Source organism: Paraglaciecola sp. QJM3NY_14 (assembly GCF_056173245.1).
In genome coordinates this window covers 91,547-112,080 of sequence record NZ_JBWBUI010000002.1, presented here as the reverse complement: position 1 = coordinate 112,080, position 20,534 = coordinate 91,547, and the positions used below count along the sequence as shown (strand labels likewise).

The following is a 20,534-nucleotide window of genomic DNA, read 5'->3' as shown; positions in this document are numbered from 1 at the left end:
AAGGATAACAAATGAAGTTACTTATAGCCTTAACAATGCTCTGCTACTTGCTTACATCTTGTAGCAATGAACCGATACTTCAGAAATCCATAATACAAAAAAAACCTATGGATATAGGTTCTTCTAAACCAAATATTGTAATGATAGTAGTTGATGATTTGGGTTGGTCTGACGTTGCTTACAATCAAACAACCGATTTATTTGAAACACCTAATATAGATGGTCTCGCTAAGCAAAGTTTAAGTTTTGATAATGCGTATGCTGGAGCAGCAAATTGCGCACCTAGTAGAGCTGTTTTAATGTCTGGGCAATATGGTCCTCGACATGGCGTATATACAGTATCACCTTCAGAGAGAGGGGATATCAAAACACGGAAATTAGTTCCAATTAAGAATACAAGAGGCTTATCCACAGAGAATGTAACACTTGGAGAAACGTTAAAAACAGCGGACTACACTACAGGCAGTTTTGGGAAGTGGCATTTGGGAGCTGATCCTGACAAACAAGGTTTTGACGTAAATATAGCAGGCAGTCATCAGGGTATGACTTTTCATTATTTCAGTCCTTATAACTTGCCTAATATCGAGGATGGTCCTGAAGGAGAGTATTTAACAGAACGCTTAACATCAGAGGCGATTCGCTGGATGAAAGCGCAAGAGGATCAGCCGTTTTTTGCTTATATACCCTACTATACTGTCCATACGCCATATCAAGCTGTACTAGACAAGATTGAAAAGTATCGGAAAAAAGGTATTACAAATGATAAGGAAGCGACTTATGCCGCTATGGTTGAGCACATGGATATCAATGTCGGTCGTATATTGGATATGTTGAAAGCTGAAAATTTAGAAGAAGACACTCTAGTCATTTTTACGTCTGACAATGGCGGTTATCGCATGTCATCATTCCCCTCCCTATTGAGAGCCGGAAAAGGTTCGTATTATGAAGGTGGATTACGAGTACCTTTGTTATTTCGCTGGAAAGGTAAGATAAATCCAGGCTTAAATCACAATCCAGTTATTAACGCTGATTTTTACCCTACTCTGCAGGCCATTACTAAAGCTCGGCCTCCTGAACAACAATTAGATGGAATTGACTTGACCCCTGTATTACTAGGAAAGCAAAAGGACATCAAAAGAGATTTGTTTTGGCATTTCCCGGTTTACCTTGAAGCGCACCATGCACCTTCAGATCAATCGCAAGATGCACTTTTCCGCACACGCCCGGGTAGCGCAATTCGCAGTGGTGACTGGAAACTTATTCAGTATTTCGAAAACGACGATTTTGAATTATATGATTTAAGCAATGACATTGGGGAAACTAATAATGTAAGTGAAATTTATAAAGAGAAATTCAACGAGTTAAAAGCCAAACTGTCGATCTGGCAACAAAATGTTGGAGCCGATATCCCCACCAAACTTAACCCAATGTATGATGAGACTTATAGTCGTCAAAAAGCCTCTGAGGTTTTAACCGGGAAGACTAGGTGGTCTAAGAGTAACGAACAGATTCACAATTGAGTGCTCCATTATTTCAGCCAATAATTTTTTGCCTGTTAATTAGGCGTTAATTTCTGCTTTAGGGTGATAGTCGAATTAAAATCTGAATGTCCCCAACGACTGCTTCTGGCACAAAGCGGCACTATGAGTTTTGAAACCTGAGCGTCCGCTCCTTGTCTTAAGCGGAATACCGCCGCGTTTCTAACCAAGAACCGCTTTTCGCTCAAAGCTGCCAGTCAGAGAACTACCTCACAACGACTGCAATTGGCACATTGCCGTCGTTGTGAGGTAGTTAAAATCAACATTTCGAAAATGTAAAATCTACGCGGAACTTCAACCTAAAAACAATGGCCAGTTTACGCTGCTGACAAAACATGCCGTTCTCAAAAGGTGCTTGTGAGCATGACTGAATCAATAGCTTGATAATCGTCATGTTAGCTTTCATTCGATTTAATTAAATCAACATTAGCTAGCAGGGTAAAATTGAGTTGTTTTATTTTCTTTCCAACAGCTCACCGACTTCACATTCAAATAATTCACATAGTTTATCGATTGCATCTAGATCAATACGCTGCGCTGTTTCTTTGTAGAGGAGTGTCACTGTATTTCTGTGCAAACCAGTTTCTCGGGCTACGTCCATCACCTTCATTTTTTTCTCGCCCATTAGGCGAGCTAAATGACATTTAATCATTCTTTTTGATACCTAGAGTTATTATTTGTCTCTTTACATGACATTTTTTAGATTGACTTGAGACGCTTATAATTACATAATGTCATTCAGGGTGGCAAAACGTTCTTATAAGTCGTTAATTGCTGTGTAACTTAACATATTTAGGAGTGTCGAAATGAGTTTTTTAGTGATAACACGTAAATCTGGCGAATCTCTGGTACTGAGAGCAGGTAACCAAACTGTTCAACTTGTGGTTAGAAAAGTAACAAATGATGGGGTTAAAATCTGCTACAACACTTCATGTGCAGTAAATATAGACACTGGATTCAGCATGGTAAGCGTTAGCAGTATAGAGCCGGTTATTATCAATCATTCTAGCAACGATTTTGAAATTTCGGGCCTGAAAAATGAATTAGGTAACCCAGTTTATGTAGGCTGTTCTTTTTTAGATGTTAAACGAGGACACATAAAGCTGGGGGTGCAGGCTGATAGTTGCGTTGAAATCATGCGTGATGAACTTCTTTCAACTGAGGTGCTAGCATAATGTTTCGTTTAGGATTTGAAGGGAAAGGTAAGTTTGGATTAAATTATGATTATTACTGGGACTTGCAAAACTATCGTAATAGTCATGAGCACGAATCCGCTCCACTGTTTAATGATTGGCAGATGCAAACCCCGTTTGCGCGATATCTGTCTGAAGAAAAACGTGTTCTATGTTTTGCTTCTGCAAAAAGTAAGTGCGATGTCACAATCGACAACTGCATTTTTCACCTTAGGCAGCATTATGCGCTGAATGAAGGTGACCACACATTAAAATTACATGTCATTAGCTATCATGGTCATGATGATGTAGTCGTGTGGGACGTCATGAAGCATTTGCCAGCGAATTTGAATAAAGGTGGGGCTCACACAGAGCACAAGGTGAAAATTGCGCGCCCTCTCAAAATAACGATGCAGCAGGATGATGAGCTCATCTTAACACATAGCATGAATATTCAGTTGTTGGACTCTACGTGGATCGATATAAGGCAAGATGAGCATTGCTTGGGTTAATAGGCTGGTATTTGCCAAACAAGCTTTGATTACTGACAGGTTCACGAGTGAAAAATTAAACTCGCAGTGTGATATAAAAAGTGAAACTTTAAATAGGTACGAAAATGGATGTCGATGTCGTAAAAAAATTACAAGTGGAATACTCAAAATCTGACAAATTGATAGTCGCGCTAGATCAGGACGATAATCTGCATATTGCTATGTATGTAGGGCAAGGTGCATATGACTCAAGGCCTGTTGAGCGTTTTGTAGATGAAATCAAAGAGACCGTTATTGAACTGTATCAAAGTGAGCAGTTTATACTTGACGGGACGATAATCTCATACCCAGGATGTCCAGTGCTCAGGCGTTTAAAAGTTAAAGATACGATGCAGCAGGAGTTCATTTTGAATCGCGTTAAAATGTGGGCAGGGAGTGATGAAGCGGCACTAAATTGGTATGAAACTGAAACGATTGCTGCATTTGGTATGACAGCGAAATCAGCTGTGGGATCTGGTTTTTTTATTGAACTTGTTGATTACATTGAGGCCATTAATTTGGGTGGTTATGCTTGATACTCAATCTTACTTGTTGGTTTTATCTATCTGCGTGGACGGCTAAGATGGTAGATGAAAGTAAGTTTGTCACATCAATAGGCGATTTGACTAGGGCTTAATCTCATCATTGTCTGCTTGAAATAATCTAGAAAGCTATGTAGCAATCTGTTTACCCATGCTCTCATAAAATTTCGGATTTTTAGGGCTCAGAAAGCAAAAAGTGATTTATGGATTTGCAACGCATTGAAGGGTTATGGAAAGTTTCCAACGACACGAGTTGCCGATTGATGTGCTAATTAACAGAATCGAAAAATTACGAAAACACCGCTGAAGTGATCAGTGATTTTAAAGATAATTTAAAACAGCTAAGTCAGTGCGCTGTGAAGTGGTAGCGGTTTTCAAATAAAGGGTAAATAGTGAGGTATGAATCAACTATATTTGCGAAGGTTCATTTTGGTATTATTTAGAGTACATAATAATATATATTGCAAATAAGATTTATCAGTTAATAGTCTCCATTAACGAATAATACTTGGTTCGTAAACGCCTGCAAAAATACGACGAGAGGACGCAGTTCTGCATTTCGTTTCGTAGATTAATCATTCAAAAAAGACGTTACTTGATTATTTTATTGGCAATTTAAAATACTTTTGTGCGCTTAGTGTCACTGGACCTAATAATCCAGAATCAATCAGCGGGTCACCAGCTTTCACAAACTTATAAGTGGTAAAAGTACGACGATGCCCTTTTTTCCCGTAATTGGGAAGCGGCTCATTGTTTGTATACCAACTTGGCATTACAGGCACATGACTGCCATCTTGTTGCCAATATCCCGAGCTATCAATAAGTTCTTCGTCAGTGATTAAACGGTTGTTCCATGAGTTCGCCACCTTCACGGTGATATGATTGTCGCCGCTTTGTAGGTAATCGCTGACATCTAGAGTAAAGGGAGATAACCAAACCGTACCTACCTTGCTCCCATTAATAAAAACTTCTGCTGTATCATGTACTTTACCAAGATCTAAAATAACCATTTGATCTTCAGCGAGTAAATCTTCGTTGACAATAAACGACTTTCTATAAGTGGCGATACCCGAGTAAGCGCGAATTTCGGGGTTATTAGAGTCTTTCCAATTGTTTAATTGTTCAAAGGTAACGTTTTGGCCGAAACCGTAATCTTTATCAAATACCACATGCCAACTACCTGATAGGGTTTGCGAGGCAGGGATACGTTGACCGTTGAAGTCGGTTAACTGTTCTTGTTTATTTGTAACTTTAAACGAAATTTCATATTGCTCGTCATATAACACTTCAATATCGTTGTCTTTTACTAATAGTGGGCTAAGAGTAGCCTTATTTGCGATATCATCGTTAAAGACGATAAATGTTGATTCATTTGGGTCTAAGCGGAACGCTAGATTTGTAGTGCTGTTACCACTATCGAAAGCAGCTATTTTCTTTATCCTGCCAGTCTTAGCATCCCATAACTCTGGTATCTTTCCACTGACCTCAAAACTAGCGTCAAATAGTTTTCTCTTTCCGCTATCGTTGTATACAAAGTAGATATCTTGTGTATCTGTTTTTCTGTGGGTATAAAACAAATCTTTGGTATCTTTTATGCGTAAATCAAAATCAAAGCCATGTTGCTGGTAGAGTTTTTCCCACTCTGAAGCGCTATTAATGCTTAGGTGAGTGGTCGGCTGTGCCCAAATAAATTGAATCATTTTCTCAAACTGGGCTTGTTGAACAGTGGTAGTATTTCGACCCGCTAAATGTTGAATTGGAGCCCCAATAATAACGCCTCCCTGCTTGGCGAACTCGTATATTTTTTTAACCGACGACAGCGATAAAGTGTCATGGTTTTTCAGCATCAGGATCTTATATTTAAGGCCATGATCAAGCTGATAGCGACCGGTTTGGTAACGTAACTCGTTCAGTTTTTCTGTGTTTAAACAATCGTAATTCACATAGGTTGGCACGTGTTTACTTTCTCGTTGGCGTCTGTCAGGGCAACCTGTTGGTGTAGCTTCGCCTATATACCATGCAACATCAGCAACTGGATGCCCTTGACGTAAGATATATTGCCCTCTTGAAAGGTATTCAAACCAAGCTTTTCCGGCCGTTTTAAACCAAGGCTGAGTTGCATCAACATGCGCTCCCCACTTATCCATGGTCATACCGGGCACGACATGTGTATTCGCTTGATGAACGAACCGATGGAATACAAATTCGTTTACACCCAAGGCCCATGTTTTATCACCATCGAATTTCGCATACGCTGGATTAAACTTCCAGTTATGATCTACGGTTGCAGTAAAGGCTTCGGCAGATATGACATTTCGGTTATATATGTGACCTGCGGAAATTGCTGACGCTAACATATAGATATCACGTTTTAACCAGAACTCACCCATCGGTATGTCGACTTTACTGCCAGCGTCCAACTCATTAAACGGCCCATGCCCGTATGGTTCCGTATAGGTTTTCAAACCATCTTGATGCGCTAACTCAGTAAAGTACTCGTAATAGTTTTCGGTGATTAGTTTATTGCTAAAATCGCGTATATCCCAAGTAATATCCTCTGACGTTTCAGCTGAGTCCACAAACTTACCAGCGAGCAAAGGCAAAAAAGGTATTAAGTCGTAGCCTTTATACTGTTTAAACTGTCGGGCATAGCCTTGTGTCCAGTTTTGCCCGCCCACCTCATAACTATCAATTTCTAGATACTGCATTACTCCCGGTGCCACTTCTTTTACCTTATCGATAACGTTGGTAACATAAGCGCTGTAGTGATGTTTAAATGCAGCGCGGCTGAATTTGTCCACTTCTAGACCCCGTCCTTCATCGGTAGGAGGTATATTCGTTGTTCCTTTAGCTGTAAAACCAAATCGCATTATTGTCCAGTCCCCCTCGGGCAACTCTGCTGTTAGGTGACCATCGTCTGATAGCTTGTCGGTCAGATCGACAATCGATCTTGGGTCAATAATATGCGCTTTTTTAGGGTTACCAATTGGGGGAAGGTCATGGTATTTGGTATGAGTCGCAGATGTGCGTCCTAAAAAGTTTCCTATTCTAGGTGTGGAAGCAAGACGAGCCTCAAATATGTTTAAGGTCTTATCAGCAACAATTCTAAAATATTTAGCCGTTACTCCTTCAAAAGCAGCATCAAGTGCCCACCGGACACGGCCAGGCCGATTGACCCGCATATCGGTGTGCTTTTTAAAGTTCGTCCCATCTTGCGAATACTGGAGTTCATACTTTATATGTTTCCCCCAGTTTATATCGACACTGGCAAAGCGAATGGTAACAGGCTTTTCATAACTAAACTGTAGCCACACAGGTTCCCCGTTTTTTGATTCAATGGTCGAGACATTATCAACTTCGGTATTGTTCACTACCGTGACATCAAATTCAGGATCAGACGCTGTTATGATTGGCCTAAGTTGAGAATCAATTATATCGGTAGGCAATGAGGGGTAAGCGAGTACCGCTATATCATGATAATAGTCAAGCATAGTCATAGGTTGGTCTAATCTGAGACTTATTTTCCCCTCGTTACTAGCGTCACTAGTCACGACTGATTCACTCCAAGTAACTTGCTTCATGCTATGTTCTGGTTTGTTCCAGGGCCCACCACTTGACGACCATCCGTCAGCATTGTGAATGCCAAATGTCAAACCAAGGCGCTTAGCTTCAGAGGCCATATGCCCTATCAGTTCAATGTGTTTTTCCGAGTTAAAAAGTACTTTTCCTTTAGAAATATTACGGCCAAGATTGAAATACAATACGCCTCCTATGCCAGCCTCAGCTATACTTTCAAAGTCTTTGGTGATCCCTGCTGCAGACATATTGCTATTCATCACGTGATACCAAGTATAAGGTCTGCTGTCGGAAGGTGGTGACTGAAAGTTTTGCACTAAGGTTTGATACTGTGTCTTCTCTTTAGCGCGAGGGATAGCTTGACTATCGACGTTTGACTGTGTTTTTGTACTTTGTCGATTCTCGCAACCCGTTAATGTGCCAATAGTGAGAAAGGTTGCGAGCATTAGTATTTTATTATTTAACTTCATGAATACCTCATTTCGTTATTTTCTGTTTTTCTAGTGCTACATAAAACAGGGCATAATTCGCTTTGAGTTGATTTTGTCTAGGACTATGTTGTCAGTGTGCTTCTTATAAACTTTCAATCGTAATATTTCGGAAAGCGACGATATTTGTAGCGTCGCCATGGTCTTTGTAAATTTTGCTTCCATGATGTTGAAACGCAATAACCCCTTTTCTATCTTTAGAGTCTTCAACATGGGTTGTTAAGGTGCCATTGACATAAATTTTTAATTCAGAGCCAATACACACAATTTTCAAAGTGTTCCATTCTAAGTGTTTGTACGCGTCTTGTTGCTCTTTCCTCCAAGCACCTAAATGACTTCTAATGAAGTCTTCATCACGATGTGATCGAGTCGGGTGAGTGGGATATAGCCATTTTCTTCTTGATTGATCGAATAATGCGCCTGTCCATTTTCGATCACTAGGGTCCACTTCCGCTTGATAACCAATCACTTGTTTTCCATTGTCTGTATCTACAATTTGGCCGCGAAAAATGATGCCTGAATTGCTGAATTCTGAGGTATTCGGCATTTTGACTTGTGCTTGTAAAACGAAGTCAGAATATTCAGCTTTCGTTGATAGAAACCAATTTTTCTGCGAAATAAGATGTAGTTCGTTATTTACAACCTCCGCATGACCGTATGTGTAGACATTTTTAAAGTTAGAAAGCTTATCGTCTATTAAGCTCTGCTGTGCTAAAGACTGATAAGATATAGTTGCTAATAGTAAGACAATGAATAAAGTTGATATTTTCATAATTGGATGCTTTTTCTCTGAATGTTTTGACTTGGGCGTTAGTCATATAAAACAATACCTCTCCATCTTCCTCTAGCGAAAGCTGTTCCGCCGTTTTCAGGAATTTTCCCATTTGTGACAGCTTTCGCTTCAACTCGTAGGATATCGTTGGGTTTAAGCGTCAATGATCCGAGTTGGAAATAATTCTCCTGATAGTCGATTGCCGTTTCCTTGTTAGTAACCTGTGCTATCAATTGATCATTAAGAAAGACACGTTATGATGATTCCCCATCAATCTCTCCTAGTGTCACTAAAGTTACTTGTGAAAATACGCGCTTTTCTAAGGGCTTTTTACTCCAAATATTGTCTGAAACTTTTAACTCGGCTGAGACCCAAGTATCTCTGTATGCATCTTTCCGAGCATCAATAGAAAGTGCTTCATTATTCTGGTCGTAGTAAAAAGGTATATTGCCAGCTGAACCAAATTCTTTATCCGCTTTAAGGATTAGGCTGTACTCTTTGATCTTGAGAAACTTTGTTTTTTGTTTAATTGGGTCTGGGAAATAACGAGTCTCTTTTGGCCCCTTACCCGAAGGTACATAGGAAGGATCTTGGGTAAGAATAAGTTTATCTAACTCGAAACCGTCTTCTCGCATCGAAACGGAGAGGTTATGTATCCCCTCATTTGGAACTTCAATCCAGACAGTGTTTGGTGTTCCACAATGATTTCCTTGAACCCTTTGATTAGAAGACCATGTCCAGCTGTCTTTGCCTTTACATAATTGAAGGCGCTTACCACTGGCGGGCCACTGCGCGTTCAGGCCGAAGTGTACGCCGTTATCTTCGCTGCCTGTGCTGTAAGCTCTTGCCCAAATATAGTATTTCCCTCTTTCTCGAAAATGTATTGGATATGTAATGATGGCTAGTTTACCGGGCTTTGCTGAAAAATTTTTACCTTCGATGAGCTTCTCATTATGATGAGTTCGCGTGTCAGGTAGCAGTTCAATGTAACTGTTTTGACTTGCGCCCTGAACGTGCAACGGATCATTATCAGCGAAGCCGTGTAGCACTGCGCTAGAATCATTAAATACTATCCATCTTCTGTGATCGCTATAAATCTGCGTTGCATACTGTTCCGCTTCAATAACAACTAAACCATTCTTGCTCTGAATTGGGGTATCTCTTAACGCTAAAGTAGCGTTAGCAAGCTGACTGTTCTCAAGTGCCTTAGTGCTTGACGATACTAGAAAAAAACACAGTACCGTCAAGTTCTTGCAGCTTTTGTTACGAATCAAAATGCTTACTCTGTGTCGTTGGTGATTCGGAAATCAAATTGAACTGATAAGTACCTGGTTGAAGATCGAATGAATCGCTAATAGGTTTTTCATTCAAAACTTTAGATTTATCTATCTTGTAACCTACTGGTATGACCACTCTTGCTGTCGAGTTTTGGGGTATTACTACATCTAGTGTTAGTAAGCTATTTTTCGTACTCCAAGAGACTTTTACCTCGCCTTGAGGCGTTGGATATGAACCTTCAACAAAATTAAGCTTTGCTGTAATTTGGGGAGCAATCGTGATTTCCTTAAAACCTGGTTTGGCGGGCTTAATACCCAAGATTCCTTCATAGAACCACTTTGATATTGTGCCATAAGCATAATGGTTGAGTGAATTCATACCTTGTGGATTGAATCCATCTTCAGAAGAGTACGAGTTCCAACGTTCCCATGTAGTCGTTGCACCATTATTAATTGAGTAAAACCATGATGGGTAAGTTTCTTTAAAAATAAGCTCGTAGACTAAGTCACTTCTGCCTGAGTTTTGAAGTGTTTCCGCCAGCAAAGGGGTACCTAAAAAACCGGTACGTATATGCATATCTGATGCTTCAATAAGTGCTATCAGTCTGTCTTGTGCTGTTGCTCTTTCAGACTCAGGAATCAGATCGAATGCTAATGATAATAAGTATGCGGTTTGTGTTGCTTTACCTTTGATCACGTTCAGGTTTGAATCAAAAAACGTATTTCTGAAAGCGTTGGCTATTTCAGTATGCAATGCATTCAAAGTTTTAAGATCTTTCACTTTATTCAGTTCTTTGGCGGCCTTGGCTGTCATTTCTACTGAGCGAGCGAAAAAGGCGGTTGAAATAAGCGAGAAATCAGTATCCCCACGGTTTGCAGACTTGCCTTCTGCTTCTGGAAAAGGTTGTAACCAATCTCCAAATGTTTTCATATGAGATACATAGTTAGTTGACTGACTTTTATGGTACTCAACCCAAGCGAGCATTGACGTATAGCTGTCTTCAAGTATTTTGTCGTCTCCGGTCATTATATAGAGTTCCCAGGGTAAAATTGTCGCAGCATCTCCCCAGCCAGACGATGTCCAATCTATCCATTTCACATATGGAATATAAAGCGGAACGAACCCATCTGTTGTTTGTTCTTCGCGCAGACTTTTTAGCCACGCCGACCAAAAGCCATATGAGTCTGACATGTACAAAGAGGGGGTAACAAAAGCGTTTGCATCGCCTGTCCAACCGAGCCGTTCATCCCTTTGGGGACAATCCAGAGGAATATCAAAGAAATTACTTTTTAGACCCCAGTTAATATTCTCAAACAGCTTATTCAGCTTTGGATTCGAGCTGTTAAAGTTTTTGTAAAGTTCAATATCAGAATGTTGAACATTGGCAGTTATCCAATTGATATTTGGTTTTTTGGTTTCATCAAAACCAGAAACTTCAACATAACGGTAACCATGGAAGGTGAATGTCGGTTTGTAGTTTATTACTGATGTTTTTGCTGGAAGATAATAATCAGTTGAATGCGCAGAGCGATAGTTCTCAGTATAAAACGCCCCCTTATGTAACGCTTCTGCAAATCGAATTGATACTTGCTTCCCTTTTGTAACTGGTAAACTAAGTGAAGGGACACCCACCATATTTTGGCCGAAGTCAAAAATAGCAGTACCTGGTTTGGTTTGAGTAACAGAGATTGGATTAAGCGTTTCTATTTCTCTTATAGGAAGATGACGTTTTGGGCGTAAATTTACAGATTGCAAAACATCTTCTACTACTACTTTACTCCAACCAGAGTCATCAAAGGTGTGTGTTTTCCACCCCGGCATTTCATAACGTTGGTCATACCGCTCACCGTCATAATTACTAGCAAAGCGAATCGGACCATCCTGCGTGGACTTCCATGTGCTATCCGATGCTATAATCTCTTTGCTTCCATCAACGTAAGTAATTTCTAACTGAGCTAAAAAGCGAGGGCTTTGCTTGTGATCTGTGTCTAATAGATCTGCAATCCTTCCTGCATACCAGCCTCCAGCAATTGTTGAGCTGATAACATTTTCCTTCGACGTCAGTAGGGGAGTAACATCGTATGTGAGGGTCTCAATTCTTTTCTTATAAGGTGTCCAGCCGGGCGTAAGGACATCGGATTTCGCAACATCTCCACCATTGATAAATACCTTAAAAACGCCTTTCGCAGTGACATAAAGTCTGGCTTTTTGTACATCAGGGAGTACGGTAAACGGTTTTCTTAAGTATTGAGGTGTAGCTAGCACTTCTTGAGATGGGGATAAATTAGTATCTGTTGTAGCAGCACCAATCCATTTTCCTACCCAGTCATTATTCTGTAGAAGCCCCATTTCAATAGTTTGAATTGGGCTCCAGTCGGACATGCTATTTACCTGATCCCAAATTCTTACTCTCCAGAAGACCTTTTCTCGTGAATGCAATTCTTGGCCCTTATAAGAGATCCAAGATGTTGATGACGACGAGATCTTTCCACTATCCCATTTATTGGGAGCAGACTGAAGCTGCTTGATGGATGTAGCCACTTGTATTTGAAAAGCTGTCTGCTCTAGGCCGCTTGTTTGATCGGAAGGAAGCTTCCATGAAAAGCGAGGCTGTTTTTCATAGTAACCCAAAGGGTTTGCAAATCCTTCTCCCACTCTCAACTCCTCTGGAGGAGCGTTAAGTGAGCTGACCTCATTGGTTGAGCAGCCGATTATTAGTTGGCTGATTAAAAGTGAGATTGAGATAAATATGATGAATTTCACTGCGACTTACCATCCTTTTGACTAGGTTGACTGATCTGAAATACGTTGCTAATGCTTTTTTGAAAACCTATTCGATGTGCGTTTGCTTCAATCTCTCCTTGGTTCACGGCAATTGCTTGGGTATATGGGCGCCAACCTGAAACTGAGCCCTCATCTTGTCTAATACGATATGAAATAACTGCACCTGGAGTGTCGCTTGATATTGTGATTTTCCCGTTACGTTTTTTAAATACCGGCGCAGATGTCTTCGGTTGTACATCGCTACCATTCCATAATTTCGTTACAAGCTCTCGTTCGGGTAAAAGTGGATCATCATCAATCTCAACAAGCCAGCGATCCATTTCATGCTCCAGTTGGTTGAGCACGGGTTTGTAATTCTCAATATTTGCTAAATTGGATAGCTCGTGAGGATCTCTACAAACGTCAAATAGCTCGTTTACAGGCTTTTTAGTGCGAAACCATTGCTTTTGATCGGTAGTTAGCTTGCTTGCTTTTTCAAGTGATAGTAACTCCTGCATCGTCGGGATCTTTTCACGATAAGCTACAGGCAGATAATAAGGCGTGTCGGGTTGATAATTTCGAATGTATTTATAGCACTTACTTCTCACCGCTCTTATTCTGTCAGTTATCGCATCAAAGCGGTCTGCTGCAGCATGTATGTATTCTCGTTGTTGAGTATCTTGTGAGAGAAAACTTCTACCTTGCATATAATCTGGCTGTGAAATACCGGCCATATCAAGTGCGGTGGGGGCAAAGTCAACAAATGAGATTAACTGTTCGTCAATTGTTCCTGCTTTTTCACCGTCAGGGAAACGGATTACCATAGGAACTTTTAGACCACTATCATAGATTAAACGTTTTTGCCTTGGCAGCGGCCCCCCATGGTCTGAATAGAAAACGATAATGGTGTTGTCATACAAACCGTCTTCCTTTAATAGTTTGAGTATGGCGCCAATTTGTTTGTCTGTTTCGACGAGATTATTGTACATCTTCCAAAGGTCGTGCTGCACAACGAGCGTATCCGGCAGATACGGTGGAACAGGGAAGTGAGTATCTTTACTAATGTGTACAGGGGTGTGTTCTTTGTCGGTTTTAACGAGTGCTTCGGTGGGTAATTTGGAAATTTTTTCCGCGTTGTCAGAGTAGTAGTGTCTTTGTTCAATTTTACGGATGCCATAGGGTTCAAACAATCCTGACTCGTGTGTAGTGGTGAAATTAAAAACAGAGAAGAAAGGCTGGTTACTGGGTCGATGACGCCAGTGTGCATATATACCATTTTCATTCCAAGCACTATCTGGCGCTGTAAATTGATAATCAGTTTTATAATTATTTGTAGTGAAGTACCCAGCTTCTCGCATTAGTTGACTTAACATTTTAGCGTTAACCGGAGGTACAGCTTCATACTTTGGTAACCCAGTTTCCTGTGTATTTGAAGAGGTACGCATATTATTGGCGCCCATTGAAGTCGGATATATTCCTGTTGCTATAGCTGCTCTGCTTGGGGCGCAAACACCTGAAGTAGAGAACACATTGGTGTATACCACTCCTTCTTTAGCCAAACTATCAATATTGGGTGTCGCTACCGTATCGTCACCGTACAAGGCCAACGTAGGGCTCATATCTTCGATTACTAGCCAAATAATATTTTTAGGCTGCGATCCCACACCATCTTGTGCAAAGGATTTAGCGGGAGATAAAAATTGTCCTATTAAAATAAGTAGCGAGATAATTATTGTATTGCGATTCATGAGTTGTCCTATCACTTACTCGTTTACGTGGTCAGCCATAAGCCGGTGCGACATAGAATTATCACTATGTTAACACTTTTTTAATCAAATGTAGTGAAATATAGTCATAATCAATCTTTGTTGTCAGTGTTATCCTCCTAATATGGTGCTTAGACCTGTGCTTCTGTCTTTATTTCCTACACTAGTATCGGTACATTATTTGGCGATAACAAACTAAAACTCCCTGAATACTTTTGTATCTAACTGCTTTAGATACACTTATTGTCGACTTCGGCGTTTTACTCGAATACTGATTGGTCAATCCCACTTGGTGAGCGAAAAAGATTGTAAATGACGTTTTAATTGTTTAAAATTGTTAACGCTGTATTAACGTTTAGGTATTTAGGAGTTTGAATTGAAATCTCTTTGTCGCTTGTTGAGTACGACGTTTTTGGGGGGAGTATTGCTTACACCAAGCCTTGCTTCCGCTCAGACTTTTGACAAAAGCGCTTGTTTTGCAGTGGAAGCAGTCGATCGTGTTTGGTCAGGTCACCGTGTCGCTTTTGACTTTGTGACCAAAGGCGATCGACAAATAGTCGCTTATTATGATGCAAGTAGACAAATGAGCGTTGCCTACCGTGAGTCGCCAACGGGAAATTGGTTTTTTCAAAAGTTAGATAGTTACCTTGGTTGGGACAGTCATAACAGCGTTGTTATTGGATTAGATGAGAAAGGGTATATTCATATTGTTGGCAATCTGCATGTGAATCCAATTGTCTATTTTCGGAGTGAAAACCCTTACGATGTGCGAAGCCTTAAACGCGTTGAGTTTATGGCGGACAAGGTAAGTGAAAGCCGAATGACATACCCTGAGTTCTTCAATGATGCGGATGGCCATTTATACTTTAAGTACCGAAACGGCCGAAGCGGAAGCGGAAATGAAATCTACAATGCCTTTAATGCAGGCTCAGTTAGTTGGGACCGACTTCATCAAACTCCCCTTGTTGACGGCGAAGGAGAAAGAAATGGATATTTTTGGGGGCCTGTTTTGGGGCCTGACGGCTTCTTTCATCTTTCTTGGGTGTGGCGAGAAACGCCTGTCGCATCCTCAAATCACGATATCTCTTATGCGAAGAGCCGTGATCTAGTCTCTTGGGAGACGTCGAATGGAAAGCCCCTTCAGCTTCCTATGACACTCAATAGCGCCCAGGTGGTTGTACCTTTGCCACAAAAATCAGGGTTACTAAATGGTCATACCCCCATTGGGTTTGATCGTCAGGGGCGCCCTATTATTTCTTATCAAGCTTATGATAAGGAAGGGCAGAGTCAGTTATTTATTGCTATTAACATCAACGGAGAATGGCGCCGTCACCAAGTATCTTCATGGAAGGGCTCAAGGCAAGATCTTGATATGACAGGAGCCTTACCTACCACGTTAAGCGTTAAAAAGCCTGCTAAGACTCTCGATAATGGTGATATCCAAGTTTATGCAACCTTTGAAAATAATCGTTTTGCTTACAACTTAGACGTCGATACTTTGAGGGTCAAATCACAGAGTATCGTGTCTGAAATACCTGAAGCTTTACAATCATTCGATAAACCAAACGATATGCCCCTTTATACGGCTCCAGCTAAACGGTTAGAGGAAAAAGGGACCTATTTTACAGGTGACAAAAAATTCTACTTAGCGTGGGAATCGCTGCCACCTAACAGAGATAAAGGCAGAACGTTTATTCCAGAACCAACTACTTTGACCATGCACTGCATTGAGTAGTGATCGGTAGCGGTTTCGCATACACATTTTTCGATACTTGTTATCTCAATTTTATTAGGAACTATAATGAAAAAAATCAGGGTTAGCCTCATTGGGTTATTTGGTGCTGTCTTAACATCCTTATCCTCTAGCGTTGTTGCAGCTGATAAACCCAATATCATATTTATTTTGACTGACGATTTGGGATTTAACCAGGTTGGTGCGTACGGCAACTCGCCCATTAAAACGCCTAATTTAGATAAGCTTGCGTCAAATGGAATTCGATTTGACCAAGCCTATGCGGGCAACACTGTTTGTTCGCCCTCAAGAGTGTCTTTGTTTACAGGGCGAGATGGGCGCTTAATGACAAACAATTCAAATACCGTTCAATTGACTGATATGGATGTGACGTTGGCGCACGTGCTCAAGCATGGTGGTTACGATACGGCTTTATTCGGTAAATACTCAATTGGGTCTCAGATGGGCGTTACCGACCCACTCGCGATGGGATTTGATACTTGGTTCGGCATGTATTCAATTCTAGAAGGCCACAGACAGTACCCACAAATTTTATGGCGTGATGGTAATAAAGTCCGTATTCGCGAAAATGAAGGCGGCAAGAAAGGCGCATACGCCCAGAAACTATTTACAGAAGAGGCCATAAAATACATTAATGAGCCGAGAGAAAATCCATATTTCATTATGCTGGCTTATTCTTCTCCCCATGCCGAACTGGGTGTTCCAGAGAAATACAGTGACCAATACAAGTTTGACGAAACCCGCTATACAGGCATGGCGTCGGGCGTTCCCGCTGACAAATATGCCTCATATTATCCTGAGCCGATCGAAAAGCCTAATGCTACTTTAGCGGGAATGGTTTCTGCGTTAGATGATTATATTGGGCAGATAGTCAAAGAGCTCGAGGCGAGCGGGCAGCTTGATAATACGCTTATCTTTTTCACATCAGATAATGGTCCACACGATGAAGGCGGAGCAGATCCTGAGTACTTAAAGGCGTCAGAGCCTTATCGTGGAATGAAACGCGATTTATATGACGGGGGCATTCATGTACCCATGATCGTGCATTGGCCAGAAAAAATTAAAACCTCTCGAGTCGATGAAACGCCTTGGTTGTTTGCAGATGTAATGCCTACGTTTGCTGACGTCGCAGGGGTCAATTTGAACATGGTTCCGCGAGTAAAGACTAATGGTAAGTCAATCATAGGGCTACTCAAGTCACAGCCAAATAAAATGGAGGAGCGGGTTTTGTATTGGGAGTTTTCAAAGCAAGTTGGCGATCCTAACTCGGGTGTTATTGGAGATACGTACCAAGCTGCGCGTAAGGGCAAATGGAAAGCCGTTAGATATGGCTACGATGCGCCACTAGAACTTTTCAACATCGAGGCTGATCCTTCTGAATTAAAAGAAATGTCTAAGCAACATCCAAAAGTTGCAGCTGAATTTCTGAGCCTGTTTGAAGAAAACAAAGACTAACTATCTCTCGGGATACTTAAGAGCCAATAGTATTATGAATTTAAATAAAATATTTAGAAAAAATTCGCCCAGTGGATATAAAGCATTACTCACGTTTTCAATTATCTCCGGTCTTATGTCCACCGGTTGTGCGCATCAAGAGTCTTTGCCAAACTCAACGGAAAATACTGTAGACAGGCAGGTTGGATACTTCGCAGATAATGGGGTAGGTAATCCGTTAGCAATTGTACAGCACCCGGCTGGAATACATCAAAACGGTATCACTTATGTTTCCTATCAGGGCCCGAAAGAAGATCCTTATATTGCGTCTTATAACCATCAAACTAGAGAATGGCTGGGGCCATTTAGAGCTGGGATCAGTGAATTAGGTAGACGCGATGGAGGAAAGAAATTCGATAATCATGGTAAGCCAACCATGTTAATTGATGATGAAGGATATATTCATATTTTTTACGGTGGGCATGGCGGTCAAGCATCGAATGGGAAAAACCCTCTTGGTAATACTCACCATGGAGCGAATAAACACGCTGTTTCCAAAAGACCATATGATATCTCACAGTGGGAAGACCTGAACAATATCACTCCGTTTGGTACCTATAACCAAGCACTCAAAATGGACAATGGCGACATTTATTTATTTTTCCGCCACGGTGCTCATCGAAGTGATTGGGTATACCAAAAATCTGTTGATAACGGTCGAACGTTTGCTTCACCTGTTTCTTTCCTAAAGCACAAACGTAGAACTGATATTGACGCGGTTGATAGCTGGTATGCATGGGCGGGAAAAGGGCAAGGAGACAATATTATTGTCTCCTACGACTATCACGTTTGCTGGGACGGAGGTGCAGGTGTGAATGGTCGCGGCCACACTACAGAGCGCCACGACGTGTATTTTATGTCGTTTAATACCAAAACCGGAGAATGGAGCAATGTTGAGGGTGAAAAGCTCGTATTGCCAGTCACGCGCGAAGTCGCTGATGAAAAAACATTGGCGATGCGAACCGGCGATCTATGGACTTTTAATGGATCAACCCATTTGGATGCACAAGGCCAACCTCATATAGCTATCAATGCCGGTATAGACAAAGGTGCTAAAACCGGTGGACCAAAACAAACTAGACATGTGCGCTGGAACGGCAACAAATGGGTCGGTGGAAATAAAGTTGTTTCGCAATATGAGGGCGTATCGCGAGGTGACTTTACGGTCAGAGATCCTGAAAATATTCGCTACTTAACTGCATACAATCAAGACAATGATGCTGTTTTATCGTGGTGGCAGAGTCATGACGGTGGGGAACATTTTGTAGAGGATAAAACGGTCTTAAGGAAAACTAATGCTAGTTTTGCGATATCTGCATTTATCAAAGACGCTATCCCTGATGCACAAATGTTAGTTGCTGAAAAAGTCAGTGACGAAGGGATAAAAATGTACTTAGTGGGCGAGGGAGGTGCAGTTACTCGCTCTCTTGTTGACCTTAAAGCAGCTATACCAATTTCAAATTAAAATTTAATAAATGTCTTTTGGGCGAAGGGGTTTTTATAAAAACGCGCCGCGAGCCAACAGTGGGAAACGATGATGAAAAAAATGACAATGAAATTATCTGCTATAGCGCTTAGCTTAACGATGGGCTTAGTTGCTTGTTCTGAGCAGTCAGACACGGTGCAATCTAGTTCGAAAAAACCAGTTGTAGATATACAGGCTCAACAAATGAGCGAAGCTGTTGATCGTGATATTCAAAACACTGCAAAAGATGTAGGAACTAAGGTTGCGAAATGGCAAATAGCCCAGTTTGGAAACCTGAACTACATACCTGAATCTCATCGTGAAAAATCAGAAAATGCGAAGTTTTGGATCCAGGCATCATTTTACATTGGCTTAACTCGGTGGATAGACGAAACAAATGATAAGTCACTGAGTGACTACGTTAGTGATGTAGCGAAGAAAGAGAATTATGAACTCATACTTGAAAGACCCTACCATGCTGATGACCACGCGATAGCACAAACTTATCTGTGGCTGGCTGAGCGTACAGGTATAGAAGATGCTTATCTTCCTACCAAAGAAGTTTTCGATATGATACTAGAAAAGCCACCAACAGTTGGTTTGTCTATGGCAGATACAGAAACCAGTACGGGCAAATACCACCTTGAGGGAAATTGCCAACTGCGTTGGTGTTGGGCGGATGCATTATTTATGGCACCTCGGGCTTGGGCACAAATGAGTAAAGTCACGGGCGACCCAAAATATCTAGAATACGGCGATAAAGAGTTTTGGGCTAGTGCAGACTACCTTTTCTCAGATGAATATGGACTATTTTACCGAGATAGCCGTTACTTTGATACAAAAAGCGATAACGGCAAGCCTGTCTTTTGGGGACGAGGAAATGGATGGGTTTTCGCTGCAATTCCATTGATTATCGAAGAACTACCAAAAGATCACCCTTCTCGGGACAAGTATATAGAGCTTTATAAAAAGCATGCTGAAGGGCTAATGGTACTGCAAAAAGATGATGGCTATTGGCCAGCTTCGCTAATGGATGCCGACAAGGTTAAAACGCCTGAAGTAAGTGGTACGGGTTTCATTACGTTTGGCCTCGCTTGGGGCGTGAATAATGGTATTTTGACCGACGCACGTTCGAAGGAGGTTGTCGAAAAAGGTTGGGATGCTATTACTAAAGCTGTCACTGACGATGGACGCGTACATTGGGTACAGCATGTGGGCAAAAGCCCAGACCCAGTTAAAGAATCAGATTCTCAGCTTTATGGCTCAGGAGCTGTATTGCTTGCAGCATCTGAAATGTTGAATTGGCAACAGTAACTAATGTGTTTCACAGAACCTTAATCATTTAGTGATGATTAAGGTTTTTTTATCTGATTATAAATTAAAGCCACGCAAGTCCT

At 41.2% G+C, this 20,534-nt stretch carries 14 protein-coding genes; 8 read left to right on the top strand and 6 right to left on the bottom strand.

The window, feature by feature from the left end:
* The first annotated feature begins 11 nt into the window (after window positions 1-11).
* Window positions 12-1,520, top strand: a complete 1,509-nt coding sequence (locus AC0VYA_RS22350) for a sulfatase (RefSeq protein WP_475491146.1) — start codon at window positions 12-14, stop codon at window positions 1,518-1,520.
* Window positions 1,521-1,992: 472 nt separating this feature from the next.
* Here the strand turns inward: AC0VYA_RS22350 and AC0VYA_RS22345 are convergent, their stop codons facing one another.
* A complete protein-coding gene (locus AC0VYA_RS22345) occupies window positions 1,993-2,190 on the bottom strand; it encodes a helix-turn-helix domain-containing protein (RefSeq protein ID WP_475491145.1) in 198 nt (65 codons plus the stop codon).
* Between the two features lie 154 nt (window positions 2,191-2,344).
* On the opposite strand from AC0VYA_RS22345, the gene AC0VYA_RS22340 reads away from it, so the two are divergent.
* The 3 genes from AC0VYA_RS22340 (at window position 2,345) to AC0VYA_RS22330 (ending at window position 3,776) form a co-directional block, all read left to right on the top strand.
* On the top strand, window positions 2,345-2,713 hold the full coding sequence (locus tag AC0VYA_RS22340; protein WP_475491144.1) for a hypothetical protein: 369 nt from the start codon (window positions 2,345-2,347) through the stop codon (window positions 2,711-2,713).
* Window positions 2,713-3,222 carry a hypothetical protein gene (locus tag AC0VYA_RS22335; protein ID WP_475491143.1) on the top strand — a complete coding sequence of 170 codons (510 nt, stop codon included), beginning with the start codon at window positions 2,713-2,715 and terminating at the stop codon, window positions 3,220-3,222. The genes AC0VYA_RS22340 and AC0VYA_RS22335 overlap by 1 nt, the downstream gene beginning before the upstream one ends.
* A gap of 104 nt (window positions 3,223-3,326) precedes the next feature.
* Entirely contained in the window at window positions 3,327-3,776 is a 450-nt protein-coding gene (locus AC0VYA_RS22330) for a hypothetical protein (protein ID WP_475491142.1), read from the top strand.
* A 605-nt stretch (window positions 3,777-4,381) separates the two neighbouring features.
* On the opposite strand, the gene AC0VYA_RS22325 is transcribed toward AC0VYA_RS22330, so the two are convergent.
* The 5 genes from AC0VYA_RS22325 to AC0VYA_RS22305 all read right to left on the bottom strand — a co-directional run bounded on the left by AC0VYA_RS22325 (window position 4,382) and on the right by AC0VYA_RS22305 (window position 14,407).
* Window positions 4,382-7,828: a glycosyl hydrolase gene (locus tag AC0VYA_RS22325; RefSeq protein ID WP_475491141.1), complete on the bottom strand. Its 3,447-nt coding sequence runs from the start codon at window positions 7,826-7,828 to the stop codon at window positions 4,382-4,384.
* 103 nt (window positions 7,829-7,931) lie between these two features.
* Window positions 7,932-8,618 (bottom strand): 3-keto-disaccharide hydrolase, encoded by a 687-nt coding sequence (locus tag AC0VYA_RS22320; RefSeq protein ID WP_475491140.1) that lies wholly within the window; start codon window positions 8,616-8,618, stop codon window positions 7,932-7,934.
* Window positions 8,619-8,872: 254 nt separating this feature from the next.
* Entirely contained in the window at window positions 8,873-9,892 is a 1,020-nt protein-coding gene (locus tag AC0VYA_RS22315; protein WP_475491139.1) for a hypothetical protein, read from the bottom strand.
* The gene (locus tag AC0VYA_RS22310) at window positions 9,882-12,659 is read right to left on the bottom strand and encodes a family 78 glycoside hydrolase catalytic domain (RefSeq protein WP_475491138.1); all 2,778 of its coding nucleotides are present in this window, start codon (window positions 12,657-12,659) and stop codon (window positions 9,882-9,884) included. Before AC0VYA_RS22310 ends, AC0VYA_RS22315 begins: the two co-directional genes overlap by 11 nt.
* Window positions 12,656-14,407, bottom strand: coding sequence for a sulfatase family protein (locus AC0VYA_RS22305; RefSeq protein ID WP_475491137.1), 1,752 nt, complete (start codon window positions 14,405-14,407; stop codon window positions 12,656-12,658). Before AC0VYA_RS22305 ends, AC0VYA_RS22310 begins: the two co-directional genes overlap by 4 nt.
* Window positions 14,408-14,801: 394 nt before the next feature.
* On the opposite strand from AC0VYA_RS22305, the gene AC0VYA_RS22300 reads away from it, so the two are divergent.
* The 4 genes from AC0VYA_RS22300 to AC0VYA_RS22285 all read left to right on the top strand — a co-directional run bounded on the left by AC0VYA_RS22300 (window position 14,802) and on the right by AC0VYA_RS22285 (window position 20,451).
* On the top strand, window positions 14,802-16,160 hold the full coding sequence (locus AC0VYA_RS22300; RefSeq protein WP_475491136.1) for a BNR repeat-containing protein: 1,359 nt from the start codon (window positions 14,802-14,804) through the stop codon (window positions 16,158-16,160).
* A 66-nt stretch (window positions 16,161-16,226) separates the two neighbouring features.
* A complete protein-coding gene (locus AC0VYA_RS22295; protein ID WP_475491135.1) occupies window positions 16,227-17,633 on the top strand; it encodes a sulfatase-like hydrolase/transferase in 1,407 nt (468 codons plus the stop codon).
* A 34-nt stretch (window positions 17,634-17,667) separates the two neighbouring features.
* Window positions 17,668-19,137 carry a BNR-4 repeat-containing protein gene (locus AC0VYA_RS22290; RefSeq protein ID WP_475491134.1) on the top strand — a complete coding sequence of 490 codons (1,470 nt, stop codon included), beginning with the start codon at window positions 17,668-17,670 and terminating at the stop codon, window positions 19,135-19,137.
* A 69-nt stretch (window positions 19,138-19,206) separates the two neighbouring features.
* On the top strand, window positions 19,207-20,451 hold the full coding sequence (locus AC0VYA_RS22285; RefSeq protein ID WP_475491133.1) for a glycoside hydrolase family 88/105 protein: 1,245 nt from the start codon (window positions 19,207-19,209) through the stop codon (window positions 20,449-20,451).
* The last annotated feature ends 83 nt before the right edge of the window (window positions 20,452-20,534 follow it).

Coding starts and splice junctions, on each gene's coding strand:
- AC0VYA_RS22350 (WP_475491146.1), top strand. CDS start 12: ATGAAGTTACTTATAGCCTTAACAATGCTCTGCTACTTGCTTACATCT.
- AC0VYA_RS22345 (WP_475491145.1), bottom strand. CDS start 2,190: ATGATTAAATGTCATTTAGCTCGCCTAATGGGCGAGAAAAAAATGAAG.
- AC0VYA_RS22340 (WP_475491144.1), top strand. CDS start 2,345: ATGAGTTTTTTAGTGATAACACGTAAATCTGGCGAATCTCTGGTACTG.
- AC0VYA_RS22335 (WP_475491143.1), top strand. CDS start 2,713: ATGTTTCGTTTAGGATTTGAAGGGAAAGGTAAGTTTGGATTAAATTAT.
- AC0VYA_RS22330 (WP_475491142.1), top strand. CDS start 3,327: ATGGATGTCGATGTCGTAAAAAAATTACAAGTGGAATACTCAAAATCT.
- AC0VYA_RS22325 (WP_475491141.1), bottom strand. CDS start 7,828: ATGAAGTTAAATAATAAAATACTAATGCTCGCAACCTTTCTCACTATT.
- AC0VYA_RS22320 (WP_475491140.1), bottom strand. CDS start 8,618: ATGAAAATATCAACTTTATTCATTGTCTTACTATTAGCAACTATATCT.
- AC0VYA_RS22305 (WP_475491137.1), bottom strand. CDS start 14,407: ATGAATCGCAATACAATAATTATCTCGCTACTTATTTTAATAGGACAA.
- AC0VYA_RS22295 (WP_475491135.1), top strand. CDS start 16,227: ATGAAAAAAATCAGGGTTAGCCTCATTGGGTTATTTGGTGCTGTCTTA.
- AC0VYA_RS22290 (WP_475491134.1), top strand. CDS start 17,668: ATGAATTTAAATAAAATATTTAGAAAAAATTCGCCCAGTGGATATAAA.
- AC0VYA_RS22285 (WP_475491133.1), top strand. CDS start 19,207: ATGATGAAAAAAATGACAATGAAATTATCTGCTATAGCGCTTAGCTTA.